General features: G+C 67.9%; 23 protein-coding genes. 15 read left to right on the forward strand and 8 right to left on the reverse strand.

Annotated elements, in window-relative coordinates; genetic code table 11:
* Positions 1–18: 18 nt before the first annotated feature.
* The 4 genes from NUW50_RS12355 to NUW50_RS12370 all read right to left on the reverse strand — a co-directional run bounded on the left by NUW50_RS12355 (position 19) and on the right by NUW50_RS12370 (position 4,853).
* On the reverse strand, positions 19–1,710 hold the full coding sequence (locus NUW50_RS12355; protein WP_258289439.1) for an ABC transporter permease: 1,692 nt from the start codon (positions 1,708–1,710) through the stop codon (positions 19–21).
* Entirely contained in the window at positions 1,707–2,813 is a 1,107-nt protein-coding gene (locus tag NUW50_RS12360; protein WP_258289440.1) for an ABC transporter ATP-binding protein, read from the reverse strand. Before NUW50_RS12360 ends, NUW50_RS12355 begins: the two co-directional genes overlap by 4 nt.
* Positions 2,810–3,817, reverse strand: a complete 1,008-nt coding sequence (locus tag NUW50_RS12365; RefSeq protein ID WP_258289441.1) for a hypothetical protein — start codon at positions 3,815–3,817, stop codon at positions 2,810–2,812. Before NUW50_RS12365 ends, NUW50_RS12360 begins: the two co-directional genes overlap by 4 nt.
* 73 nt (positions 3,818–3,890) lie before the next feature.
* Complete coding sequence (locus tag NUW50_RS12370) at positions 3,891–4,853, reverse strand: extracellular solute-binding protein (protein WP_258289442.1); 963 nt, start codon at positions 4,851–4,853, stop codon at positions 3,891–3,893.
* A 149-nt stretch (positions 4,854–5,002) separates the two neighbouring features.
* Between NUW50_RS12370 and NUW50_RS12375 the strand changes: the two genes are divergently transcribed.
* A complete protein-coding gene (locus NUW50_RS12375; protein ID WP_258289443.1) occupies positions 5,003–5,749 on the forward strand; it encodes a glucosamine-6-phosphate deaminase in 747 nt (248 codons plus the stop codon).
* A 133-nt stretch (positions 5,750–5,882) separates the two neighbouring features.
* Here the strand turns inward: NUW50_RS12375 and NUW50_RS12380 are convergent, their stop codons facing one another.
* Entirely contained in the window at positions 5,883–6,311 is a 429-nt protein-coding gene (locus tag NUW50_RS12380) for a MerR family transcriptional regulator (RefSeq protein WP_258289444.1), read from the reverse strand.
* 159 nt (positions 6,312–6,470) lie between these two features.
* Between NUW50_RS12380 and NUW50_RS12385 the strand changes: the two genes are divergently transcribed.
* Complete coding sequence (locus NUW50_RS12385) at positions 6,471–8,669, forward strand: heavy metal translocating P-type ATPase (RefSeq protein ID WP_258289445.1); 2,199 nt, start codon at positions 6,471–6,473, stop codon at positions 8,667–8,669.
* 98 nt (positions 8,670–8,767) lie between these two features.
* Entirely contained in the window at positions 8,768–9,484 is a 717-nt protein-coding gene (locus NUW50_RS12390; RefSeq protein WP_258289446.1) for a DUF1003 domain-containing protein, read from the forward strand.
* 123 nt (positions 9,485–9,607) lie between these two features.
* On the opposite strand, the gene NUW50_RS12395 is transcribed toward NUW50_RS12390, so the two are convergent.
* The gene (locus NUW50_RS12395; RefSeq protein WP_258289447.1) at positions 9,608–10,474 is read right to left on the reverse strand and encodes a MurR/RpiR family transcriptional regulator; all 867 of its coding nucleotides are present in this window, start codon (positions 10,472–10,474) and stop codon (positions 9,608–9,610) included.
* A 194-nt stretch (positions 10,475–10,668) separates the two neighbouring features.
* On the opposite strand from NUW50_RS12395, the gene NUW50_RS12400 reads away from it, so the two are divergent.
* The 9 genes from NUW50_RS12400 (at position 10,669) to NUW50_RS12440 (ending at position 19,246) form a co-directional block, all read left to right on the forward strand.
* Complete coding sequence (locus NUW50_RS12400; protein ID WP_258289448.1) at positions 10,669–11,433, forward strand: N-formylglutamate amidohydrolase; 765 nt, start codon at positions 10,669–10,671, stop codon at positions 11,431–11,433.
* Positions 11,433–11,939 (forward strand): TRAP transporter small permease subunit, encoded by a 507-nt coding sequence (locus NUW50_RS12405; RefSeq protein WP_258289449.1) that lies wholly within the window; start codon positions 11,433–11,435, stop codon positions 11,937–11,939. Before NUW50_RS12400 ends, NUW50_RS12405 begins: the two co-directional genes overlap by 1 nt.
* Positions 11,939–13,264 carry a TRAP transporter large permease gene (locus NUW50_RS12410; protein ID WP_258289450.1) on the forward strand — a complete coding sequence of 442 codons (1,326 nt, stop codon included), beginning with the start codon at positions 11,939–11,941 and terminating at the stop codon, positions 13,262–13,264. Before NUW50_RS12405 ends, NUW50_RS12410 begins: the two co-directional genes overlap by 1 nt.
* Positions 13,265–13,311: 47 nt before the next feature.
* Positions 13,312–14,343, forward strand: a complete 1,032-nt coding sequence (locus tag NUW50_RS12415; RefSeq protein ID WP_258289451.1) for a TRAP transporter substrate-binding protein — start codon at positions 13,312–13,314, stop codon at positions 14,341–14,343.
* A 64-nt stretch (positions 14,344–14,407) separates the two neighbouring features.
* On the forward strand, positions 14,408–15,772 hold the full coding sequence (locus NUW50_RS12420) for a glutamine synthetase family protein (RefSeq protein WP_258289452.1): 1,365 nt from the start codon (positions 14,408–14,410) through the stop codon (positions 15,770–15,772).
* 96 nt (positions 15,773–15,868) lie between these two features.
* Positions 15,869–16,252, forward strand: a complete 384-nt coding sequence (locus NUW50_RS12425; protein WP_258289453.1) for a VOC family protein — start codon at positions 15,869–15,871, stop codon at positions 16,250–16,252.
* Positions 16,249–17,634, forward strand: a complete 1,386-nt coding sequence (locus NUW50_RS12430) for an aldehyde dehydrogenase family protein (RefSeq protein ID WP_258289454.1) — start codon at positions 16,249–16,251, stop codon at positions 17,632–17,634. Before NUW50_RS12425 ends, NUW50_RS12430 begins: the two co-directional genes overlap by 4 nt.
* Positions 17,631–18,779: an iron-containing alcohol dehydrogenase gene (locus tag NUW50_RS12435; RefSeq protein WP_258289455.1), complete on the forward strand. Its 1,149-nt coding sequence runs from the start codon at positions 17,631–17,633 to the stop codon at positions 18,777–18,779. Before NUW50_RS12430 ends, NUW50_RS12435 begins: the two co-directional genes overlap by 4 nt.
* A 278-nt stretch (positions 18,780–19,057) precedes the next feature.
* Complete coding sequence (locus NUW50_RS12440; RefSeq protein ID WP_258289456.1) at positions 19,058–19,246, forward strand: hypothetical protein; 189 nt, start codon at positions 19,058–19,060, stop codon at positions 19,244–19,246.
* Positions 19,247–19,272: 26 nt separating this feature from the next.
* Here NUW50_RS12440 and NUW50_RS12445 read toward each other — a convergent pair whose 3' ends face one another.
* Together NUW50_RS12445 and truA are read right to left on the reverse strand one after the other, a co-directional pair.
* Positions 19,273–20,307 (reverse strand): aldo/keto reductase, encoded by a 1,035-nt coding sequence (locus NUW50_RS12445; RefSeq protein ID WP_258289457.1) that lies wholly within the window; start codon positions 20,305–20,307, stop codon positions 19,273–19,275.
* A 63-nt stretch (positions 20,308–20,370) separates the two neighbouring features.
* Positions 20,371–21,153 carry a tRNA pseudouridine(38-40) synthase TruA gene (truA, locus tag NUW50_RS12450; protein WP_258289458.1) on the reverse strand — a complete coding sequence of 261 codons (783 nt, stop codon included), beginning with the start codon at positions 21,151–21,153 and terminating at the stop codon, positions 20,371–20,373.
* A gap of 199 nt (positions 21,154–21,352) precedes the next feature.
* Between truA and NUW50_RS12455 the strand changes: the two genes are divergently transcribed.
* From NUW50_RS12455 to NUW50_RS12465, 3 genes are read left to right on the forward strand one after another with little or no spacing between them, the layout of a single operon-like run.
* Positions 21,353–22,738, forward strand: coding sequence for a YcjX family protein (locus NUW50_RS12455; RefSeq protein WP_258289459.1), 1,386 nt, complete (start codon positions 21,353–21,355; stop codon positions 22,736–22,738).
* Positions 22,735–23,259, forward strand: a complete 525-nt coding sequence (locus NUW50_RS12460) for a GNAT family N-acetyltransferase (RefSeq protein ID WP_258289460.1) — start codon at positions 22,735–22,737, stop codon at positions 23,257–23,259. Before NUW50_RS12455 ends, NUW50_RS12460 begins: the two co-directional genes overlap by 4 nt.
* The gene (locus NUW50_RS12465) at positions 23,252–24,256 is read left to right on the forward strand and encodes a YcjF family protein (RefSeq protein ID WP_258289461.1); all 1,005 of its coding nucleotides are present in this window, start codon (positions 23,252–23,254) and stop codon (positions 24,254–24,256) included. Before NUW50_RS12460 ends, NUW50_RS12465 begins: the two co-directional genes overlap by 8 nt.
* Positions 24,257–24,324 lie beyond the last annotated feature (68 nt).

Consider the following 24,324-nt stretch of genomic DNA (forward strand, 5'->3'; position numbering starts at 1 on the left):
GGCCTCGCCCGGTGCAGGTCAGGAAAACAGCTCGGACATCGATTTGCCGATCACCCGGGTCGCGGTCAGCACCAGGAGCAGCGTCACGAGGATGGTGACAGAGCCGATGGCCGCGGCCGCGGCGATCTCCTGGCTTTCGAGCCGCTCGTAGATGGCGATGGACACGGTCTTCCAGCGCGCCGAATAGAGCATGATCGTGGTGCTCATCTCGGAGATCAGCGTGGTGAAGACGATGATGGCGCCGGCGAGAATGCCCGGCGCGATCAGCGGCACGGTGATCTTGCGCATGGTGGTGCTCCACCCTGCGCCGGCGATGGTTGAGGCCTCTTCCATCTTGAGGTCGAGCTGCGAAACGGCCGCCACCACCGAACGATAGATATAGGCGATGCGACGGACGAAATAGGCGATGACCAGGATCGCTGCAGTGCCGGTCAGCGCGATCGGGCCGCTGTTGTAGGTGACCAGCAGGGCGACGCCGGTGACGATGCCGGGCAGGACGAAGGGCAGCATGATGGTCAGATCCAGCGCCCACTTGCCGGGGAAGGTCTTGCGCTCGGCGATATAGCCCGTCAGCGTGCCGAAGATGACGCAGACGACGGTGGCGATGGCGGCCAGCATCAGGCTGTTCTGCATCGGCTCGACGATCCGGCTGAAGATGTAGCGGTAGTTGTCGAGCCCGTATTCCAGGGGCCATCTGGTCCCCGGCCATTTCTCGGCGAAGGAGGTGAAGATCACCACCGCCTGCGGCAGGAGCGCCACCGCCAGCAGGCCCCAGACATAGAGGTTCGCCACGATGCGGATGCCGCGCCCGGTCTGCAGCGCCGCACGCCGGGTGGTGCTGCCCACGGTGATGAAGCGGCGCTTGCGGTTGATCCGCAGCAGCAGCACGATCGCGATCAGCGTGATGGCGACGTTGACCAGGGCGATGGCCGAGGCCGCGTTCAGGTTGAAGTAGCCGTGGATCTGGAAATACATCAGCGTCGAGAGCACATAGACCTCGCCACCGAGGACCGCCGGGATGCCGAATTCGCCCAGGGCCTCGATCAGCACGATCATCGCGCCCGCCAGCATCGGCGGGATCGCCAGCGGCAGGACCACCGTGCGCAGGATGCGCCAGCGCGAGGCGCCCATGACGCGGGCGCTTTCTTCCAGATGCGGATCGACGGCGGTCAATGCGCCCTGCACGAACAGGAAGACATAGGTGAAATTCGCCAGCACCATCGCCAGGATGACGCCGAAGAACCCGTAGATCGGCGGCATCTGGAAGCCGAACCAGTCGCGCAGATACTGGCTGACGATGCCGCTGCGGCCGAACAGGATCACCCAGGAATAGGCGCCGACGAAGGGCGGCGATATCAGCGGGATGATCGACAGCGACATGATGAGCGGCTTGAACGGCATCTGCACCCGGGCCACGAAATAGGCGGCGGGGACCGCGACGATGGTCGATAGGACGGTGACGGCGAGGCCGATGATGATGGTGTTGATCAGTGCCGTCTGATACTGCGCCGAGGTCCAGAACCGGGTGAAGTTCTCGAAGGTGGCGTTGCCGAAGGCAAACCTCTCGCCGCTCGGGGCGAAGCTGTTCAGCAGCGTGGTGCCGATCGGAAAGAGAAGGAAGGCCACCAGCACGAAGAGGGTCAGCCCTCCGGCGACCCAGGGGGCGATGTTGCGGCGGCGGCGGGGCTTGGTCGGGACGGCGGCAGTCATTTTGTGGCCTTTCGGAAGACCATGCCGTCCTTGGCGGGTCCGAAGCGCACTGCATCCCCCTCGGACACGCCGGGCGCGAAGGCCGGCAGATCGACGATGACATCACTGCGCGCCTGATCGCTCTCGATCAGGTAGCGCACGAAGGTGCCGAGGAACTGGATGCGGGTGGCGCGGCCCTCGAAGCCGGTGTCGCCGGTCCTCTCGCTCGCGGCGACCAGCCACATCTTTTCCGGACGGCACATCATCAGCGCATCGGTGCGGTCGAACCACTCGTCCTCGTCCACCGTCTGCACCACCGGCAATCCGCCGAATCTCGCGCCGTTCGGGGCCACGACCGCGTCCCCGTCCAGCGTCACCAGAAAGAAGTTCGCCTTGCCGATGAAGTCGGCCACGAAGACCGAGGTCGGGTGGGTGTAGATTTCGTAGGGCGCGCCCAGTTGCATCAGGCGCCCCTTCGAGAACACCGCGATCCGGTCCGAGATCGCCATCGCCTCTTCCTGGTCGTGGGTGACGTAGAGCGCCATCACCCCCAGGGTTTTCTGCAGCCGCCGAATCTCGTCCCGCATCTCGACGCGCAGCTTGGCGTCCAGGTTGGCCAGCGGTTCGTCCAGAAGCAGGATGTCGGGCCGGTAGACCAGCGCCCGCCCGATCGAGACCCGCTGCTGCTGGCCGCCGGACAGGTCCGCCGGATGGCGTTTCTCCAGACCGTCGAGACGCAGCATCGCCAGGGTCTCGGTCACCCGCTCGCGGATCAGCGTCTCAGGGGCTTTGCGCAGCCGCATTCCGTAGGCCACGTTCTCGAAGACGGTCATGTGCGGAAACAGGGCGTAGGACTGGAACACCATGCCGATGTTGCGCTCGAAGGCGTTCTTGCGGCGGAAGTCCTCACCATCGAGAAGAAGGTCCCCCGAGGTGACGGTCTCCAGCCCGGCGATCATCCGCAGCGTCGTCGTCTTGCCGCATCCCGAGGGGCCGAGCATGGTGAAGAAGGTGTTGCCCTCGATCTCGAAATTGACATCGCGGACGGCGGTGGTCGGACCCTCGGGGGTCTGGAAGACCTTGGTGAGGTCTTTCACGGTCAGGGATTTTGGAGTCTGGGTCACGGGCTGAAGGTCCGGTTTGCGATCAGGATGCTGCGGTCGTCGCCAAAGGTCGTGGCAGTGCGGCCCTTGGTGCTGAGATGGGTGTCGATGCGGTCCGGGTCGGTGGCGTCGGCGCGGGCCAGCGCGGCCTCCCACGCGGCAATGCCGGTGGTCTCCGGCAGCACGGGATAGCCGTCGGACGCCAGTTCCAGCGTTTCCACGTCGGCCAGGTCGAGATCGGTCCACCGTGTCGCCGATGAGGGGTCGCCATGGCCGTCCAGCGACACCGCGTCGAAGGTTTCGGGCGACTGCCGGACGCCTTCCAGGCCCACGCGAAGCAGCCTGTCGATCAGGGCGAGGTCGTCCCCGCAGGCCGCCCGTACCGCCGGATCACTGCGCACGGCATCGCAGATCGTCTCGGCGTCTTCCGCCCGGAACGGCTGCGGCAGTGCCCCCGAGGCGGGGCCGGTCACGATCACCTGCCGGGCCAGCGGGCGGATTGTGTCGGCCTCCAGCCCGCGTCCGGCGAGGATGCCCCAAGCGACCGAACGGGCCTTCGACAACACGGTGTCGCCGGGGAAGGAATGGCCCAGCACCTCCTTGCCATTGATGCGGATGGTGCAGTCGCCCAGAGCCACCAGGCGGATTGCCGGCCCGGCGATCAGCGCCGCCGAGAAGGCCGCGCGGAAGCGGTGGCGGCCCGAGGCCACGTCCTCTTCCGACAGGTTCAGGCGGGAATAGACCGCGGCGATGGCGGCATTGAGCCGGCCGACCAGTTCGATCGGGTCGGGCAGTTCGGTGAAGCTGCCCGCGGCGGCGATGGCCAGCGCCTCGGCCACGGCTTCAGAGGCAAGCCGGCCACCGGTGGCGGATCGGCCCAGCCGGTCGTCATAGCGATGGCCGCCGATATCGGTTGCGCCATCGACGACGGCAAGCAGCCGTCCCGGGATCGCGGCGATGCGGTCCTCGTTGGTCTCCGGTGCGGCCGGGTTCTTGGCGCAGGTGAAGGCTTCGATGTGGTTCAAGAGAGGGAATCCGTCAGGGGTCGGGCCGCCCCGGAAACACCGGGACAGCCCATTCGGGTCGATTATGGCAGCGTTACTTGTTGAACAGGGCGTCGAACTTCGCGAGGTTCTCGTCCCGATCGGCTGCCGCCTTGTTGGCGTCGTAGGGGAAGGTCGGGATATCGGCGGTCGGGGCCAACCCGTCAGGTGCCGCGACATCCTTGCGGACCGAGCGGCGGTTCGTCGAGGCGACCAGCTCATGCGCCTCTTTCGAGTTCGCAAAGTCGAGGAACAGCTTCGCGTTCTCGGGGTTCGGCCCGCCCTTGATGATGCCCGACGCATCGAAGCGCAGCCCGGTGCCGTCCTCGGGATAGATGATGGTGACGGGGAAGCCATCGTCCATCATCGTCTTGACGTTCACCTCACCGGTGATGCCGATCTCGATCTCGCCGCGACCGACATCCTGGAACACGCTCTGCGACGAGGTGACGAAGCGGGCGTTGTCCATCACCTTCTCGGCCATGTCCCAGCCGTAAAGCTGCAGCATCTGGGCCAGCTGTGCATAGGCGGAACCCGAAAGCGACGGGTTCGCCATCACCAGCTTGTCCTTGTACATCGGATCGGCGAGCGCCTCCCAGGTCCGGGGATACTGATCCTCGGACAGAAGGTTCGTGTTCACGATGAAGGCCTGAAGCGGCATCGAGCAGCCGTAGAAGGAATGGTCCGGCGCGACCACATCCTCGCTGAAATTCGCGAGTTCGGTGCTGTCGTAGGGCTCGAAGAGGCCCGGATTCGACAGGAACGCCTCGCTCGAGGCGCAAAGGATGACGTCACCTTGCGGATTGTCCTTTTCCGCCCCCATGCGGGTGAACAGTTCGCCGACCCCGGCATTGATCGCCGAGATGTTGATCGACGGATATTTTTCGCGGAAGGCGTCGATGACCAGTTCGCCCGCGTCGCCGGCGGGATTGTAGATCACCAGATTGCCGTCCTGCGCAGAGGCCATCGGGCCGAAAATGGTTGCGGCAGCAAAGGCCACAGCTAGTTTCAGTTTCATGTCTCTCTCCCTGTTCGAAAGTCGACGCAATGAACTGCGACACCCGGAGTTTTGAAGATTCGGACGCTCTTTGCAACCGGTTGCGAAACCGCTAGTGAGATTTCGTCCCCAAAGCGGGAACCGGCTCGAAGTTACAGGGAGGGAGTAGGTTGCACACTCGAATTCACGACTCGAAAGACGCACTGGGCAGGGCGGCCGCGGCCTGCGGAGCAGAAGAAATCAAGGCTGCCATCGCGCAGAAAGGGGCGGCTGCGATCGTCGTCGCCACCGGCGCCAGCCAGTTCGATACGCTGGCGCATCTGGTGACCGCCGATCTGGACTGGTCGAAGGTGACGGCGTTCCATCTGGACGAATATGTGGGCATCTCTCCCGACCATCCCGCCAGTTTCCGCCGGTATCTGCGCGAACGGTTCGTGGACAAGCTTCCCGCGCTCGGGCAATTCGTGGAGATCGCCGGCGATGCCGCCGACCTTCAGGCCGAAGTCGCGCGCCTCGGCAACCTGATCGCGGGCGTCGAGATCGACGTGTGCTTCGCGGGTATCGGTGAGAATGGCCATCTGGCGTTCAACGATCCGCCCGCCGATTTCGAGACAGAGGCGGCGTATCTGGTGGTGGAACTCGACGAGGCCTGCCGCAGGCAGCAGATGGGCGAAGGCTGGTTCGCCACGCTGGACGAGGTTCCGGGGCAGGCAATCTCGATGAGCATTCGTCAGATGATGAAGAGCCGCCGGCTGGTGCTGTCGGTCCCCGATAGCCGCAAGGCGCAGGCGGTGAAGGCGTCGCTGGAAGGGTCGGTAACCCCCGATGTGCCGGCCTCGATGGTCCAGCGGCATGGCGATGTCTGGCTCCACCTCGACGGGCCGTCAGCGTCGCTGCTGCAGAACGGGGGGCGCTGAACCGGCGCAGCCCCGCCGCAACGCAAGTCGCTGCGCCTGCGATTCGCGGTGAGGTCGCCTCGGGGCGCCATCTGTCCTGCCGAAGAAGGGCGGCCGGTGTCGCGTGACCCGCCGCCCGTCGCTTGCCCGTGGCTCACAGGTTCCCGCTGCCATGGTCCATCAGGCATTCGCCATGGTCGCGGAGCACTTCCAGCACCCGGCATTCCGACACCGCGCCGCCAGAGCATTCGCCGATCATCCTGCGCAGTTCCCGTCGCAGGGCTTCCAGCCGGACCAGCCGGGCCTCGACGGCGCGCAGATGTTTCTGGGCGATGGCATCGATGTCGGTGCAGGGCTGGCCGGGGTTGTCCGACAGGGTGAGCAACTCGCGGATCGCGTCCAGCGAAAAGCCCAGGTCGCGGGCGTGGCGGATGAAGGACAGCCGGTCGAGCGCGGCGCCGGAATAGCGGCGCTGGCCGCCTTCGGTGCGCTCCGGTTCGGGCATCAGGCCGATCTGCTCGTAATAACGGATCGTCTGCACCTTGCTTCCGGTGCGTTTGGCCAAGGTTCCGATCGTCAGCACGGGACTCTCCTGAGGTTCCCGTCAATCTAGGTCTCCCGCGGCGTCCGGGCAATTGGCGGTGCGGGACGCCCTTTGGGAAGAATTTGCGGGAATGCTCTTGAACCTACAGCCGCTGTAGCTCCTATCTGGCTTGTCGATATGGAGAACAGGACGGACGGGATGGATACCCTGGCGACCGATACCCTGGAGTGGCGCGTGACGGGCATGGACTGCGGGTCCTGCGCGGCCAAGGTTCGTGGCGCGGTCGAGCGGCTGCCGGGGGTCTCCGAGGTGGATGTGGCGCTGATGGCCGAGCGCATGCGGTTGCGGCTGGATTCGGGGCAGACCACGCCGGCGCAGATCGAGAGGGCGGTGCGCGGCCTCGGCTTCGGAATCGCCCCGAAAGGCGCGGCGCCGGAGCGGCCCAGGGGCGGGTTCGTCCTTCCGGACGGGGCCTTTCCCGCCGGAAGCGGTGCCGTTGCGGCGGACCCGCCGGCAGAGCCACCGCCACGCCCCGATGCCTGGTATCGCAGGTCGAAGGGCAGGATGCTGCTGGGCACCGGCGCTCTGCTGGCGCTGGCCTGGGGGATCGAACTGAGCATCGGCGGGCCGGTCGCGCATATGGGCTTCGTGGTGGCGACGCTTCTGGGCGTTGCGCCGGTGGCCTGGAAAGCGGCAAGGCTGGCCCGCGCCGGGATGCCCTTCACCATCGAGATGCTGATGGCCATCGCCGCGCTCGGGGCGCTGATCATCGGCGCCGCGGGCGAGGCGGCGCTCGTCGTGTTCCTGTTCTCTCTCGGCGAGGTGCTGGAAGGCGTCGCGGCGGGCAAGGCGCGCGACGGGATTCGCGCCCTCACCGATCTGGTGCCGAGGGTGGCGCGGGTCGAGGTCGGGCCACGCATCCGCGAGATTCCGGCGGCGCAGCTGGTCATCGGCCAGATCGTGCAGGTCCGGCCGGGCGACCGGATTCCGGCCGACGGGATCGTGGTCGCGGGTATTTCCGGCGTCGATGAAAGCCCGGTGACGGGCGAAAGCGTGCCGCGGCTGAAGGAACCCGGCGCCGAGGTCTTCGCCGGTTCGATCAATGCCGAGGCCGAACTGCGGATCAGGGTCAGCCGCAAGGCCAGCGACAACACCATCGCGCGGATCGTCCGGCTGGTGGAAGAGGCCGAAAGCGCCCGTGCCCCGACCGAGCGCTTCATCGAGCGGTTCAGCCGCTACTACATGCCCGCCGTGGTCGGCGCCGCGGCGCTTGTGGCGGTGCTGCCGCCGCTGCTGGCCGGCGGGGTCTGGGAGGTCTGGGTCTACCGCGGCCTCGCGCTGCTGCTGATCGGCTGTCCCTGTGCGCTGGTGATCTCGGTGCCGGCCTCGATTGCCTCGGCTCTCTCCGCCGGGGCCAGGCATGGGCTGCTGGTCAAGGGCGGCGCGGTGATCGAGGCGGCGGCAGAGACCCGCCTGGTGGCCTTCGACAAGACCGGGACCCTGACCGAGGGCAACCCGCAGGTGACCCGTGTGGTCGCGGTTTCGGGCAGCGAAGCCGAGGTCCTGCGTGTCGCCGCCGCCGTCGAATCCGCCGCAAGCCATCCTCTGGCCCGCGCCATCGTCGCCCGGGCCCGCGACGAGGGGCTCGACTGGTCCGGCGTGCGCGATGCCGGCGCGATCCCGGGCAAGGGCGCCTTCGCCACGCTCGACGGCACCCGCTGGACGGTCGGCGCGCCGCGTCTGGCCGAATCGGCGGGGGTCATGACCGGGGCGGCGCAGGCGCAGGTCGATGCGCTCGAGGCCGAGGGCAGAACCGTGGTCACGGTCTTTGCCCCCGACCGCCTGCTCGGGTTGCTGGCGCTGCGTGACGAAGCGCGGGGCGATGCGGCGGCGGCGGTTGCCGACCTGGCCCGGATGGGGGTCGCCAGCGTCATGCTGACCGGGGACAACGCCCGGACCGGGGCCGCGATCGCGGCGCAGCTGGGCCTGTCGCACCAGGCCGGGTTGCTGCCCGAGGACAAGGTCGCCGCGCTCGAGCGGCTGAAGGCCGAGGCGCGGGTGATGATGGTGGGCGACGGGATCAACGATGCTCCGGCACTGGCCACGGCGCATGTCGGGATCGCCATGGGCGCCGGCACCGATGTCGCGCTCGAAACGGCAGACGGGGCGCTGCTGCGCAACCGGGTCGCCGACGTGCCGGCGCTGCTGCGACTGTCGCGGGCGGCGATGACCAACATCCGCCAGAACGTGGCCATCGCCCTGGGCCTGAAGGCGGTGTTCCTGGTCACCACGGTTCTGGGGGTGACGGGGCTCTGGATCGCGATCCTGGCCGATACCGGCGCGACGGTTCTGGTCACGCTGAACGCGCTGCGCCTGCTCGGGTTCCGCCCGGGCTGAGCGGCGCCGGCGCGGGGCGCCGCAGTGGACAGGGCGCGCGTCTTGCGCTCAACTGCTGCGAGGGTCCGCCGCGCCGGGCCGAAGGGGGACGCGACCGCATGACCACGACCGCCAAGCCCGCCCGCCGCAAATCCGGCACCTGTCATGTCTGCGGTCGGGACTTCCCGCGCGACCGGCTGCGGCCCTGGATTTCGGTGCGCCCCGGCGTTTCGGCGACGATCGAGGCCGCCGCGCCCGGCTGGGCCGACGGCAAGCAGATCTGCCTGGATGATCTTGGCCGTTATCGCAGGCTCTATGTCGAACAGCTGCTGGAGCAGGAACGGGGCGAGCTGGGCGAACTCGACCGGCAGGTGCTCGACAGTCTCGGCTCGGGCGAACTCGTCTCGCAGAACACCCAGGAGGTGATCGACGAGGCTGCAACCTTCGGCGACCGGATGGCCGACAAGGTTGCCAGTTTCGGCGGCAGCTGGCGCTTCATCGGGCTTTTCGTCGCGGTGCTGGTGGTCTGGATGGGGATCAATATCGTCGGGCTGCTGCGGGCGCCCTTCGATCCTTACCCGTTCATCCTGCTGAACCTGCTGCTCTCCAGCCTCGCCGCCTTTCAGGCGCCGGTCATCATGATGAGCCAGCGCCGGCAAGAGACCAAGGACCGGCTGCGGGCCGAAAACGACTATCGAGTCAACCTGAAGGCCGAGCTGGAAATCCGCCAGTTGCACGAAAAGATCGACCACCAGCTGGCGCATCAATGGGAACGGCTGGCCGAGTTGCAGCAGATCCAGATCGAGATGCTGGATGAACGGAACGGGCGGCGATAGGGCGGGCCGGTTGATCGCATGGAACAGTGGCCGCCTTGCGGGGGCGGGTCGGTCGCAGCCGGGCCAGCGGGGCCGGGGCAACAGATCGCATGGGCCCTGGCGGCCTCCCGGCCGCTACACTCCCTACCGCCCGCGCCGGAACAGCCGGCTCTTGGCCAGCAACCCCTCCAGCCGGGTCATCCGCTCGACCGTCGCCTCCGGGGTCAGTGCCTGCACCGCCGCCAGCAGGGTCTCGACCAGCACCGTGACGACGGATGTCGAATCCCAGGCGCTCGGCGCCTCGACATGGGCGGCGAACCGGTGCCGGGCATGGGTCGCGGCGGGCGAGACCCATTGATCGGTGACCAGCACCACTTCGGCGCCTTCGCCGGCGGCCAGTTCCACCAGGTTCAGCACCGCGTTCTCGTAGCGGCGGATGTCGAAGGCGACCAGCACGTCGCCCTTCTTCAGGTCCAGCATCGCCGGCGGCCAGGCGGTCGCGGCATCGGGAATCAGCGTCACGCCGCGGCGAATCAGGCTGAGATGGGTGACGAGGTAATCGGCGGTGGCATGGGTGATCCGGCCGCCGACCGCATAGACCTGCCGGGCCGGATCGGCCAGCAGCGCCGCGGCGGCATCGAATTCGGCAGGGTCGATCTGCGCCAGCGTGGCTTGCAGATTGCCAAGCACCGCGTCGGCGAAACGGTTCAGGATATGGGTCTGCGGCGCCCCCGCGGCCCAGCGGTCATGCTTGGCCAGCGGCGAGAGCAGCGCCGCTTCGACCTCGTCCCGCAGGGCCGCCTGAAAGTCGGGATAACCCTTGAACCCCACCTTCTGCACCAGCCGCACCACCGTCGGCGTCGAGACCCCGGCCGCCTTGGCCAGCGCGGTGATCGAGGCCAGTCCCGCCACCGGATGGTTGCGGCGCAGATGCGCGGTCAGGGTGCGCTCGGCCGGCGACAGGTTCGAGAAGGCCGCGGTCAGCCGTTCCAGGGTGGTCGGTTCGGTCATGCCCGGTTCACCGGGGGCAGGGCAGGGTCGCGGGAAGACTCGGTCATTGCATAAATTCCGGGCAGGGCGGGCCTCTCCTGCCATTGCAGCCAGCATGCGCCCGAAACGATCATAACAGCTTTCCGCAGGCGGGAAAGATATTGACAGAAGCCGCCCCGGCAGGTCAGCCTTGGCGCAATCATGAAAGGATCGGGATGCCAGCGGGGGCGACAGTCGGGTTGGAGAACGCGGGGGCGGCCGGGCCCTGGCTGCTGGTCTGCGAACATGCATCCAATGCCTTTCCCGACCCCTGGGGCGATCTGGGGCTGAGCCCCGAGGCGCAGGAAGCGCATATCGCCTGGGACCCCGGCGCCCTGCCGGTGGCGCGCGGCCTGGCGCAGGCGCTGGATGCGCCGCTGGTGGCGGGCAGCGTCTCGCGGCTGATCTATGACCTGAACCGGCCGCCGCATGTGCCGGGCGCGATGACCGAACGTTCGGAAGTCTGGGACATCCCCGGCAACCGCAACCTGACGCCTGCCGCAAGGCTGGCCCGGACCGAGGCGGTCTATCTGCCGTTCCATGCCGCCGTCTCGGCGCAGGTCGCCGGCGCCCTGGCGCAGGGGCGGCATCCGGTTCTGGCGACGATCCACAGTTTCACGCCGACCTGGCACGGTCGGCCCCGGTCGGTGGAACTGGGCATCATCCATGACGCCGACCCGGCGCTGGCGCTGGCGGTGGTCGAGGCCGCGCGGCGCCTGACGGGGCTGCGCGTCGCGCTGAACGATCCCTATTCCGCCGCCGATGGTGTCACCCACAGCCTGCGCCTGCATGCCACCCCCTACGGTCTGCCGAACGTGATGATCGAGATCCGAAACGACCTGATCGCCACCCCCGAAACCCAGGCGGAGATGGCCGCGAAACTGGCCCGGGTGCTGGACGAGGCGCTGGCCGCCATCCATCCGCGGGAAGGAGTCGCCTGATGCCGGGCTGGATCAAGGCCTATGTGCGGATCGTCGAGCGGATCAACTACCGCGTCGGCCGCATGGCCATGTATATCCTGTTCGTGATGATGGGCGTCCTGATCTGGTCATCGCTGTCCAAGATCACGCCTCTGCCGGCGAACTGGACGCTGGAAACCGCGCAATTCGCCATGGTCGCCTATTACATGCTGGGCGGTCCCTATTCGCTGCAGCTCGATTCGAATGTCCGGATGGACCTGCTCTACCACCGCTGGTCGGACCGGACCCGGGCCTGGGTCGATGCCTTCTCGGTCTTCGCGCTGCTGTTCTACCTCGGCGTGCTGCTCTATGGCGCGATCGAGAGCACCAGCTATTCGATCACCTATGGAGAGCGGAGCCCGACCGCCTGGCGGCCCTATATCGCGCCGATCAAGATCGTCATGTGCGTCGGCATCTTCCTGATGCTGTTGCAGTCCATTGCCTTTTTCTTCCGCGACGTTGCCAAGATCCGCGGCGAGGAGATTTGATGTCCTACGATATGATCGCCATCCTGATGTTCAGCTCGATGATGCTGATGATGGCGACGGGCCAGCGGGTCTTCGGTGCAATCGGCTTTGTCGCGGTCGCGGCGGCGATCCCGCTCTGGGGGGTCGGCGGTTCCGATCTGGGCTTCTCGGCGGCGATGAAGCTGATGAAGTGGTATCCGCTGCTGACCCTGCCGATGTTCATCTTCATGGGCTATGTGCTCAGCGAGAGCCGGCTGGCCGACGACCTCTACCGGATGTTCCACGTCTGGTTCGGGGCGGTGCCGGGCGGGCTGGCGATCGGCACCATCTTCCTGATGGTGGTGATCTCGGCGATGAACGGGCTCTCGGTCGCCGGCATGGCCATCGGCGCCACGATCGCGCTGCCGGAACTGCTGAAACGCGGCTATGACAAACGCATGGTCACCGGGGTGATCCAGGCCGGCTCCTCGCTGGGCATCCTGATCCCGCCCTCGGTGGTGCTGGTGCTCTACGCGATGATCGCCCGGCAACCGGTCAGCCAGCTGTGGTTGGCGGGGGTCTTTCCCGGCCTGCTGATGGCAACCCTCTTCGTCGGCTACATCTGGCTGCGCTGCCGGATCAGCCCCGAACTCGGCCCGGTGCTGGATGCCGAGGAACGCGCGGCGATTCCGCGGGCCGAGAAGATCCGCCTGCTCTCGGCCGGGATCCTGCCGCTGGCGATCTTCCTGGTGATGATGGTGCCCTTCGTGACCGGCTATACCTCGCTGGTCGAAAGCTCGGTCATCGGGGCGCTGGCAGCGGTCTTCGCCGCGGTGATCAAGCGCCGCTTCACCCGCGAGGTGTTCGAGGTGACCACGCGCGAGACCCTGGCGGTCTCCTGCATGTTCATGTGGATCATCCTGGCGGCGCTGGCCTTCGGCGCCGTGTTCGACGGTCTCGGCGCGGTCAAGGCGATCGAGGGCTTCTTCGTCGATCGCCTCGGGCTGTCGGCCTGGGAAATCCTGATCCTGATGCAGCTGAGCTATCTGGTCATGGGCACCTTCCTGGACGATACCGCGATGCTGGTCATCGTGGCGCCGCTCTATGTGCCGCTGGTCGGTGCGCTCGGCTTCGACCTGATCTGGTATGGCGTGCTCTACACCATCACCTGCCAGATCGCCTACATGACGCCGCCCTTCGGCTACAACCTGTTCCTGATGCGCGCCATGGCGCCGCCCGAAATCTCGATCATCGACATCTACCGTTCGATCATTCCCTTTGTCGGGGTGATGATCGTGGCCCTGCTGGTGGTGATCGCCTTCCCGCAAATCGCGCTGTGGCTGCCGCAGCACGTCAACGCCAGATAACACGACCTCCGGCGCACGGGGGCTCACAACCAACCAGGAGAGAAGTCATGACTACAAGACGCAAGTTCCTCGCCGCCGGCGCTGCTGCCGTCCCCGGCGCCCTCGCCGCGCCCGCGGTTCTGGCCCAGTCGCCGATCAAGTGGCGGCTCCAGACCTATGCCGGCCCGGCGCTCGGGGTCGAGGTCATAGACACCTGCATCAAGCAGTTCAACGAGATCGCCCAGGGCCAGATGGAAATCGAGCTGTTCTATGCCGACCAGCTTGTCCCGACCGGAGAGCTGTTCCGCGCCATGCAGAAGGGCACCATCGATGCGGTGCAGTCCGACGACGACTCGATGGCCTCGCCCACCGAGGTGACGGTGTTCGGCGGCTACTTCCCGCTCGGTCTGCGCTACTCGCTGGACGTTCCGGCCCTGTTCAACCACTGGGGGCTCGATGAAATCTGGAAGGAAGAATACGCCAAGGTCGGGGTCAGGCACATCTCGGCCGGGTCCTGGGATCCCTGCAACTTCGCGACCCAGAAGCCGATCACCACGCTGAAGGATCTCGAGGGGCTGCGGATCTTCACCTTCCCGACCGCCGGCCGATTCCTGTCGCGCTTCGGTGTCGTGCCGGTGACGCTGCCCTGGGAAGACGCCGAGGTCGCCCTGCAGACCGGCGAGCTGGACGGCATCGCCTGGTCGGGGATCACCGAGGACTATACCTCGGGCTGGGCCAACGTGACCAAGTACTTCCTGACCAACAACATCTCGGGTGCCTGGATCGGCCATTTCTTCGCCAACATGGATCGCTGGAACGAGCTGCCGGACCATCTGAAGACGCTCATGGAGGTCTGCTTCAACTCGTCCCACTATCATCGCCAGCACTGGTACTGGAACGGCGAGGCCAGCCTGCGGGTCAACGAGACCAAGCTGGAATCGACCACGATCCCGGATGCCGAATGGGCCCAGGTCGAGGACGAGGCGCAGAAGTTCTGGGACGAAATCGCCGCGGAAAGCCCGCTGAAGAAGAAGATCGTCGACATCTTCAAGTCCTATAACGAAACCATGGTCAAAGCCGGCAAACCCTATCGTTACTGAGTGCCGACCAGATCACCATCCGGGCGCGGCCTTCGGGCCGCGCCCATCGTAGAGGAGCCTATCCATGCCCGCCAACCTGACCTTCGACGCTCTGCAAGCCGCCGTTGACGCGGGTGAGATCGACACCGTTCTGACCTGCATCGTCGACATGCAGGGCCGCCTGATGGGCAAGCGTTTCCACGCCCGCCATTTCGTCGATGGCGGCTACGAGGAAACCCACGGCTGCAACTACCTGCTGGCCACCGATCTCGAGATGGCGACGGTTCAGGGCTACAAGGCCACCTCATGGGAGGCGGGCTATGGCGACTATGTTCACAAGCCCGACCTTTCCACCCTGCGCCTCGTGCCCTGGCTGCCCGGCACCGCCATGGTGATGTGCGACGTTCTCGACCATCACACCCATGCCGAGATTCCGCACAGCCCGCGCACCGTGCTCAAGACCCAGGTCGCCCGCGCCAAGGCATTGGGCTTCGACGTGATGATGGCGACCGAACTGGAATTCATGCTCTTCACCGAGAGCTACGACACCCTGAACGATCGCGGCTATACCGGGCTGCAGACCCTCAGCCGCTACAACATCGACTACTCGATCCTCGGCACGACCAAGGAAGAGGGCATGATGCGGGCGCTGCGCAACGGGCTCTACGGCGCCGGCATCCCGGTCGAGAACTCGAAGGGCGAGGCCGAGGCCGGGCAGGAAGAAATCAACATCAAGTATTCCGACGCGATGGACACGGCGGACATGCATGTGATCGTCAAGAACGCGGTCAAGGAGATCGCCCACAGTCATGGGCTGGCCGCGACCTTCATGGCGAAATACGCCACCGACCGGGCCGGATCGTCGAGCCATATCCACCAGTCGCTGTGGCAGGACGGCAAGCCCGCCTTCCTCGACAAGGACGCTCCGCACGGCATGTCGGCGCTGATGCGCAGCTATGTCGCCGGGCTGCTCAGGCATGCCGACGCGACCACGGCATTCCTGGCGCCCTATATCAACAGCTACAAGCGCTTCACCACCGGCATGTTCGCGCCCACCAAGGCGGTCTGGTCCACCGACAACCGCACCGCCGGCTACCGGGTCTGCGGCGAGGGGACCAAGGGCGTGCGGATCGAGTGCCGGGTCGGCGGTGCCGATCTGAACCCCTATCTCGCCATGGCCGCGCAGCTGGCCGCCGGGCTCGACGGGATCGAGAACGGGCTGGAACTGGAACCGGAACTCTCGGGCGACATGTATGGCCACGAAGGCATCCGCGAAGTGCCCAAGACCCTGCGCGCCGCCGCCGAGGCGCTGGCCGGCTCCGAGATGCTGCGCAAGGCATTCGGCCCGGATGTGGTGGATCACTACCACCATGCCGCACTCTGGGAGATCGCCGAGAACGACCGGGTCGTCACCGACTGGGACGTGAAGCGCGGATTCGAGCGGGCTTGATCCGATGCCGGACTCCGCGCCTGTCCGCTTCGCGCCGCTGGTCGCCGCCGGCTACCTGGCCGGGGCGCCGGCCACCCTTGCCGAAGCCCCGACGCCATGATCGAGGCGATCGACCATGTCGTGCTCACCGTCCGCGATCCCGACGCCGCGGCGGCCTTCTATGCGCGGGTGCTGGGCATGGAGCCGCTGACCTTTGCCGGAAACCGTCGCGCGGTCCGCTTTGGCGGGCAGAAGATCAACCTGCAACGGCTGGGCGACGAGACCCGCAACCATGCGACAATCGGCTCCGGCGATCTGTGCCTTCTGACCCGCTGGCCGACGTCGCAAACGCTGGCGCATCTGGCCGCGGAAGGCGTAGAGGTGGTCGAAGGCCCGGTGCGAAAATCCGGCGCGCGCGGGACGATCACCTCGGTCTATTTCCGCGACCCGGACGGCAACCTGATCGAGATAAGCCGCTATGGCGGCGAGGAGGACCAATGACCCAAATTCAATGCGTCTCGCCGGTCAACGGCGAAGTCTATGTCACCCGCGAAAGCCTCTCGGCCGAGGCGGCCCGCGCCGCCGTCGCCCGCGCCCGCGCCGCACAGGCCGGCTGGGCCGCGCGGCCGCTGGATGAACGGATCGCGCTGGTCATGGCCGGTGTCGCGGCTCTGGGCGACGAGAGCGATGCCATCGTCGAGGAACTGGCCTGGCAGATGGGCCGTCCGACCCGCTATGGCGGCGAATTCGGCGGCATCAACGAACGCGCCAGCTACATGGCCAAGATCGCGCCCGAGTCGCTCGCCCCGCTGGTCACCGAGGATTCGGACCGCTTCGAGCGCCGGATCGAATGGGCGCCGCAGGGCGTCGTCTTTGTCATCGCGCCCTGGAACTACCCCTATCTGACCGCGCTCAACACCATCGTGCCGGCCCTTATCGCCGGCAACGCGGTGATCCTCAAGCATGCCAGCCAGACCCTTCTGGTGGGCGAGCGGCTGGAAGAGGCGATGCACAAGGGCGGAGTGCCGAAGGAGATATTCCAGAACCTGGTGCTGGACCATGCCGTCACCGAGACCCTGATCGGCGAGCGCAGCTTCGGCTTCATCAACTTCACCGGCTCGGTGCGCGGCGGTCAGGCGATCGAGCGGGCCGCGGCGGGCACCTTCACCGGGCTCGGGCTGGAACTGGGCGGCAAGGACCCCGGCTATGTCATGGCCGATGCCGATGTCGACTGGGCCGTCGATACCCTGATGGACGGCGCGATGTTCAACGCCGGGCAATGCTGCTGCGGCATCGAGCGGATCTATGTCCATCAGAGCCTGTTCGACGAATTCGTCGAGAAATCCGTGGACTGGGTGAACAAGCTCAAGCTCGGCAACCCGTTCGACGCCGACAGCACCCTGGGTCCGATGGCCAACAAGCGCTTTGCGCAGCTGGTCCGCGAGCAGACCGCCGAGGCCATCGCCGCCGGCGCCCGGCCGCTGATCGAGAAACAGAACTTCCCGGCCGATGACGGCGGCGCCTATCTGATGCCGCAGATCCTCGTCGACGTGGACCATTCGATGCGGGTGATGCGGGAAGAGAGCTTCGGCCCGGTGGTCGGCATCATGCCGGTCAGGGACGATGCCGAGGCGATCGAGCTGATGAACGACTCGCCCTATGGCCTGACCGCCTCGATCTGGACCGCCGACCCCGAGAAGGCCTATGCCATCGGCACGCAGGTCGAGACCGGCACCGTGTTCCTGAACCGGGCCGATTACGTCGATCCGTCGGTCTGCTGGACCGGCTGCAAGGACACCGGCCGCGGCGGCGCGATGTCCGTCCTCGGCTACCGCTCGGTCACACGGCCGCGCTCCTACCACTTCCGCAAGGTGAAAGCATGACCACACTCCGCGCCAACTGGTCCTACCCGACCGCCGTCCGCTTCGGTGCCGGGCGGATTTCCGAACTGCCCGAGGCCTGCGCGGCGGCGGGCATGAAACGCCCGCTGCTGGTCACCGACAAGGCGCTGGCCAGCCTGCCGATCACCGCCAACGCGCTCGACATCCTCGACGCCGCCGGGCTGGGCCGGGCGGTGTTCTCCGAGGTCGATCCGAACCCGAACGAGATCAACATGGCCGCCGGTATCGCCGTCTACAAGGAGGGCGGGCATGACGGGGTGATCTGCTTCGGCGGCGGCTCGGCGCTGGACCTCGGCAAGATGATCGCCTTCATGAAGGGCCAGAGCCGCCCGGTCTGGGATTTCGAGGACATCGGCGACTGGTGGACCCGCGCCGATGCCGCGGCCATCGCGCCGATCATCGCGGTGCCGACCACCGCCGGCACCGGGTCGGAAGTGGGCCGCGCCGGGGTGCTGACCAACAGCGAAACCCATGTGAAGAAGATCATCTTCCACCCGAAACTGCTGCCCGCGGTGACGATCTGCGACCCGGAACTGACCGTGGGCATGCCGCGCTTCATCACCGCCGGCACCGGGATGGACGCCTTCGCCCATTGTCTCGAGGCCTTTTCCTCGCCCTTCTATCACCCGATGAGCCAGGGCATCGCGCTGGAAGGAATGCGGCTGGTGGTCGAGAACCTGCCCCGCGTCTATGCCGACGGCAGCGACATCGAGGCCCGCGCCCATATGATGAGCGCCGCGGCCATGGGGGCGGTCGCCTTCCAGAAGGGGCTCGGCGCGATCCATGCGCTCAGCCACCCGGTCGGTGCTGTCTACAACACCCATCACGGCACCACCAATGCCGTGGTGATGCCGATGGTGCTCACCTTCAACCGCGACAGGATCGAGGACCGGATCGGCCGCGCCGCCGATTACCTCGGCATTCCCGAAGGGTTCAACGGCTTCTACGAACATGTCCTGATCATGCGCGAGGAACTGGAGATCCCGAAGACCCTCTCGGCGCTCGGCGTCACCGAGGATCGCCTGGACGATCTGACCGACATGGCCCTGCAAGACCCGTCCTGCGGCGGCAACCCGGTGGAGATGACCAAGGAAAACACCCGGGCCCTGTTCCAGAGCTGCCTCTGACCCGGAAGCCCCGGCCCGGCAGCCGGGCCGGGGCTTTGCGATGTTCATCAGCCCGCCGTAACAGCGCGACAGGCAACGTCGCGGCCGAAGTGTCCGGGCAGCGCCGTGCCGCCCAGGGCCGGGAAGGTCGCCGACAGAGCCATAAGGCTGGTCACGCCGTCCACCACCGCGTCAGGCTCGGACCCCGGACGATCAACGGCACCCTGCGCCGACCTGATAACCGGGCCTTGCCGAGTGTTTCTGCGATGCAGCAATTTCGGACGGCACGGGTAGACCAATTGGTCCATCTCTTCGACCTGATGGCCGATCCCGGGGAGCGGAAGAACCTCTGGAACGATCCCGCCTTGGCCGGGGTGAAATCGGCGCTGAAGGACCGGATGCTGACCTGGCATATCGACAGCGCGTTCCACACCCGCGACGCGCGGCGGCGGATCGTGTCGTCACCCGGGGACAAGCCCTGGCAATAGGGCCGCAGCCCGGTCGGCGCCGCGCTTCAGCCCGGCACCGGCGCCTCGGCGCGGATCAGCCCTTCGGTCTTGAGATCGGACCAGAGCGCATCCGGAATCGCCGCGTCCAGCACCGCGACATTGGCGGCGACTTCCTCGGCGGTCATGGCGCCGGGGATGACGGTCTTGACCGCCGGGTGGTGCAGCGGAAACTGGAGCGCGGCCTCGATCAGCCGGACCCCGTGGGCACGGCAGACCGACTCGATCCGCGCCACCCGGTCCAGCACCTCGGGCGGGGCATCGGCATAGTTGTATTTCGCCCCCGGCACCGGCCCGGTGGCCAGGATGCCCGAGTTGTAGGGCCCGCCCAGGATGATCCCCACGTCGCGCTTCTCGCAAAGCGGCAGGAAGCTGTCGAGCGCCTCCTGCTCCAGCAGCGTGTAGCGCCCGGCCAGCAGGAAACCATCCCAGTCGGCCAGCCCCAGCAGGGTCTCGCAGACCTGCCATTCGTTCACCCCGGCGCCGATGGCGGCGATCTCTCCTGCCGCCCGCAACTCGCTCAGCGCCCGGTAGCCGCCCTGGTCGAACAGCTCCCGCACCCGGGCGTCCGAGGCCTCGCGCGAGCCCTGGCTGAAGGCGTCCACGTCATGCACGAGCAGGATATCGGCATTGGCGATGTCCAGCCGCTCGCGGCTCGCCTCGTAGCTCCGCATCACCCCGTCATAGGAATAGTCGAAGACGATCCGCTTCTGCGGCACATCGACGAAAGCCTCGGGCGTCACCTCCTCGGGGGCGCAGTCCAGCAGCAGCCGGCCGATCTTCGTCGAGAGCACCAGATTGTCGCGGCCGAAGCGGGCCACGGCGGCTCCGACCCGCATCTCCGAGCGTCCCAGCCCGTATTGCGGCGCGGTGTCGAAATAGCGGATGCCGGCATCCCAGGCGGCTTGCAGGGTGGCCTGCGCCTGATCCTCGGTGATGGCGCGGTAGAGATTGCCCAGTCCGGCGCCACCGAATCCCATCCGGGTCAGCGGCACGGGGCGGGCGGTCCGGGCGTTCAGCGGGGCGGTATCTGCAACAGGCATGGCGGGTCTCCGGTTGGGCAGGGGATGGGTAGCGGCTGACGCGGCGGCTCGCAAGCCGGGGACTCAGCGCTGCCCGGTCCCCGCGAAGGGATCGGCGGGGTAGACGACACGGGTCAGGAACAGCCCGTCGGGGGGCGCCACCGGGCCGCAGGCAGAGCGGTCGCACGCCGCCAGCGCGGCGCCGATCCGGGCCTCGGGCCAGGCCCCGGCGCCGACCCGCTCCAGCGAGCCGACGATCGAGCGGACCTGGTTGTGCAGGAAGCTGCGGGCCCGGAGATGGACCAGTATCTCGCGCCCGCCCGGCAGTTCCCGCGCCTCGATCCGCAGCTCGTCCATGGTCTTCACCGGCGAGGCCGCCTGACACATGGTCGAACGGAAGGTGGTGAAGTCATGCCGCCCCACAAGCGCCAGCGCCGCGCGCTGCATCGCCGCGATGTCGAGCCGCGCCCGCACCTGCCAGGCCAGCCCGGCATCATGGGTCAGCGGCGCGCGGCGGTTGGCGATCCGGTAGGTATAGCGCCGCTCGATGGCCGAAAAGCGGGCATGGAACGCGTCCGGCACCTGCGCCGCGGCCAGCACCGCCACCGGATGCGGCCGCAGATGTGCGTTCAGCGCCTCGGAGAGCCGGAACGGGTCCCAGTCGCGGGCCAGATCGACATGCGCCACCTGGCCGCTGGCATGGACGCCGGCATCGGTGCGTCCGGCCCCGGTGGTCTTCGGGGCCTCGGGGTCGAGCCGTTGCAGCGCGGCCTCGATCGCGCCCTGGACCGAGGGCTGCCCGTCCTGGCGCTGCCAGCCCCGGAACGGGCCGCCGTGGTAGTCGATCAGAAGCGCATAACGGGGCATGGCGGCTGGATAGAACGGGCATCAGGCCTTGTCCATCGCTGCCCCGCGATCCCGGCCGGGCCGGGCGGGGGCGGGCGAAACCGCAGCGTCATCGGCCCGTCGGACCTTTCGCCGCGCCGCCGCGCCGCATATGTTGCGGCCAGCAGCAGGAAAACCGGGCAGGGACAGGCATTTGGGACTCGGCGACTTGGCAGACCGGATGACGCGCGGCGTCGAAAGCGCCACCGGGGCGCTGTCCGAAGCGTTGTTCGAGCCGGTCATCCGGCTTGGCGTCACCGGGATTTCGCAGGCCGGCAAGACGGTGTTCATCACCTCGCTGGTGGCCAACCTGCTGGACCGGGGCCGGATGCCGCAGCTTGTCGCCAATGCCGAGGGCCGCATCGTCTCGGCCTATCTGCAACCGCAGCCCGACGACACCCTGCCGCGCTTCGAATACGAAACCCATCTCGCCGCCGTGACCGCGCCGGAACCGCGCTGGCCGGCCTCGACCACCGCCCTGTCGGAACTGCGCCTGTCGTTGCGGATCCGGCCGGCGGGCCTGCTCGCCGGGCTGAAGGGGCCGCGCACCGTCCATATCGACATCGTGGACTATCCCGGCGAATGGCTGCTCGACCTCGGGCTGATGGACAAGAGCTACGAGGCCTGGACGGCCGAGGCGCTGGACCGGTCGCGCAGCCGCCCGGGCGGGGCCGAGTTCCTGGCCGAGGCCGCCGACATCGACGCCGCCGCCCCGCATGACGAGGCCACCGCCCGCCGCCTGACCGACATCTTCACCGAGCATCTCGCCGTGACCCGTTCGGCCGGGTTCTCGGACTGCTCGCCGGGCCGTTTCCTGATGCCGGGGGCGCTGGAAGGCTCTCCGGTGCTGACCTTCGTGCCCCTGTCCAGGCCCGCCGAAACCCCGCGCGGCTGTCTCTGGCGCGAGATGCAGCGGCGCTACGAGGCCTATCGCCAGCGTGTCGTCAAACCCTTCTTCCGCGATCACCTGTCGCGGATCGACCGGCAGATCGTGCTGGCCGACGTGCTGGGGGCGATCCATTCCGGCCCGCGGGCCTTCGAGGATCTGCGCCGGACCATGGCCGGGATTCTCACCGCCTTCCGCCCGGGCCGGAACGGCTTCTTCCGCGAATTGCTGCTGGGTCGGCGGGTCGAGCGGATACTCTTCGCCGCGACCAAGGCCGACCACCTGCACCACAGCATGCATCCGCGGCTGACGGCGGTGATGCAGGCGCTGGTTGACGAGGCGCGGCGCCGGGCCGATTTCGCCGGGGCCGGAACCTCGGCCATGTCGCTGGCGTCGATCCGCGCCACGGTCGAGGAAACCCGCCAGCACCAGGGCCAGACGCTCGACCTCGTGCGCGGTACGCTGGAGAACGGCAAGCAGGCGGCCTTCTGGCCCGGCGATCTGCCCGAGGACGTCTCGCGGCTGATGTCGCCGGCCCGCGAGGGCGCAACCGAATGGCTGGACGGCGATTTCGGCGCGATGCGGTTCCGCCCGGCGACGCAGGGGCTGAAGCCGGGCGAAGGCCCGCCGCATATCCGGCTCGACCGGGCCGTCGAATTCCTGATCGGGGACCTGCTGTGATCCGCGCCGCGGTCCTGGCCCTGACCCGGCCACGTCTCCGCGCCGCTCCGGCGCCGGTCCTGCGCCCGGCGGTCGAGGCCGACGCGACGCCGCTGGCGGCGATCCTGTCGGGCTGGATCGACGCCACGCCCTGGATGCCGCGGCTGCACAGCCATGCCGAGGAACGCGAGTTCCTGCGGCATCTGATCCGCGAAATGCAGGTGACGGTGGCCGAGACCGGCGGCCGTTCGCCCCGGCCCTGCGGGTTCCTGGCCCGGCGCGAGGGCTTCATCCATGCGCTCTATCTGGCGCCGCAGGCGCGGCGGCAGGGGCTGGGCCGGCGGCTGCTGGATGCCGCTAAGGCCGAGCGCCCGGCGCTGGAGCTCTGGGCCTTCCAGGCCAATACACCGGCCCGCGCCTTCTACCGGGCGCAGGGCTTTGCCGAGGTCGAACTGGGCGACGGGCGCGGCAATGACGAGGGGCTGCCGGATGTCCGGCTGAACTGGCGGCGGGCCGAAGCAGAGGAGGCGGGGCATGGCTGAACGCAAGGGACCGGTCGTCATCGACATCGACCCGGAGGACGATGCCGCCCCGGTCACCCCGGCCACGGCACCGCCGGTGCCGGAGGTCGAAGGGCCCGAAGGCCAGGCGGCGATGCAGCGGCTGGCGGCACTGGCCGGACGGCGGCCCTCGGTCCTGGGGCGCTGGTTCTGGCGCCTGGCCTCGGCCATCGTCGGCTTCGCGGTCTCGCTCTGGGCCTGGAATTTCGTCACCGGCCTGCTCGCCTCTCATCCGGTCCTGGGCGGCATCGCCGCGCTGCTGATCGGCGCCTTCGTTCTGGTCTGCCTGGCGCTGGCGCTGCGCGAATGGGCGGCCTTCGCCCGGCTCGGACGGCTCGACCGGGTCCATCGCGCCGCCGATGCGGCCGTCGGCTCGGGCGACCTGCGGGCCGCGCGCGCGGTGGCGGCACAGGTCTCTGCGCTCTATGCCGGACGGGAGGATCTGGCCTGGGCCCGCGACCGGATCAGGACACGCGGCGACGAGGTGCTGGATGCCGACGGCCTGCTCGGCATGGTCGAGACCGAGCTGCTGGCGCCGCTGGACCAGACCGCGAGGGCCGAGGTCGAAGCGGCGGCGCGGCAGTTGGCGGTGGTGACGGCGGTGGTGCCGCTGGCGCTGGCCGATGTGGTGACGGCGCTGGTCTCGAACCTCAGGATGATCCGGCGCATCGCCGAGATCTACGGCGGCCGCGCCGGCACCTTCGGCAGCTGGCGGCTGGTCCGCACCGTCTTCGCGCATCTGGTGGCCACCGGCGCCGTGGCGGTGGGCGACGACCTGATCCAGTCGGTGGCCGGCGGCGGGCTGGTCTCGAAGCTCTCGCGGCGGTTCGGCGAAGGCGTGGTCAACGCCGCCCTGACCGCCCGGGTCGGCATCGCCGCGATCGAGGTCTGCCGCCCGATGCCGTTCCGCATGGCCCGCAAGCCCACCACCAGCGGCATGACCCAGCGGGCGCTGACGGGCCTGTTCGGGCGCAGCTAGGGCCGGGGCCGCCGCCCGGCCCAGATGCCCTGACGACACAGCGCCGGCCGGGTGCGGCTTTCCCGACT

This window comes from Frigidibacter sp. ROC022, assembly GCF_024723735.1.
Lineage (GTDB): Bacteria > Pseudomonadota > Alphaproteobacteria > Rhodobacterales > Rhodobacteraceae > SLM-1.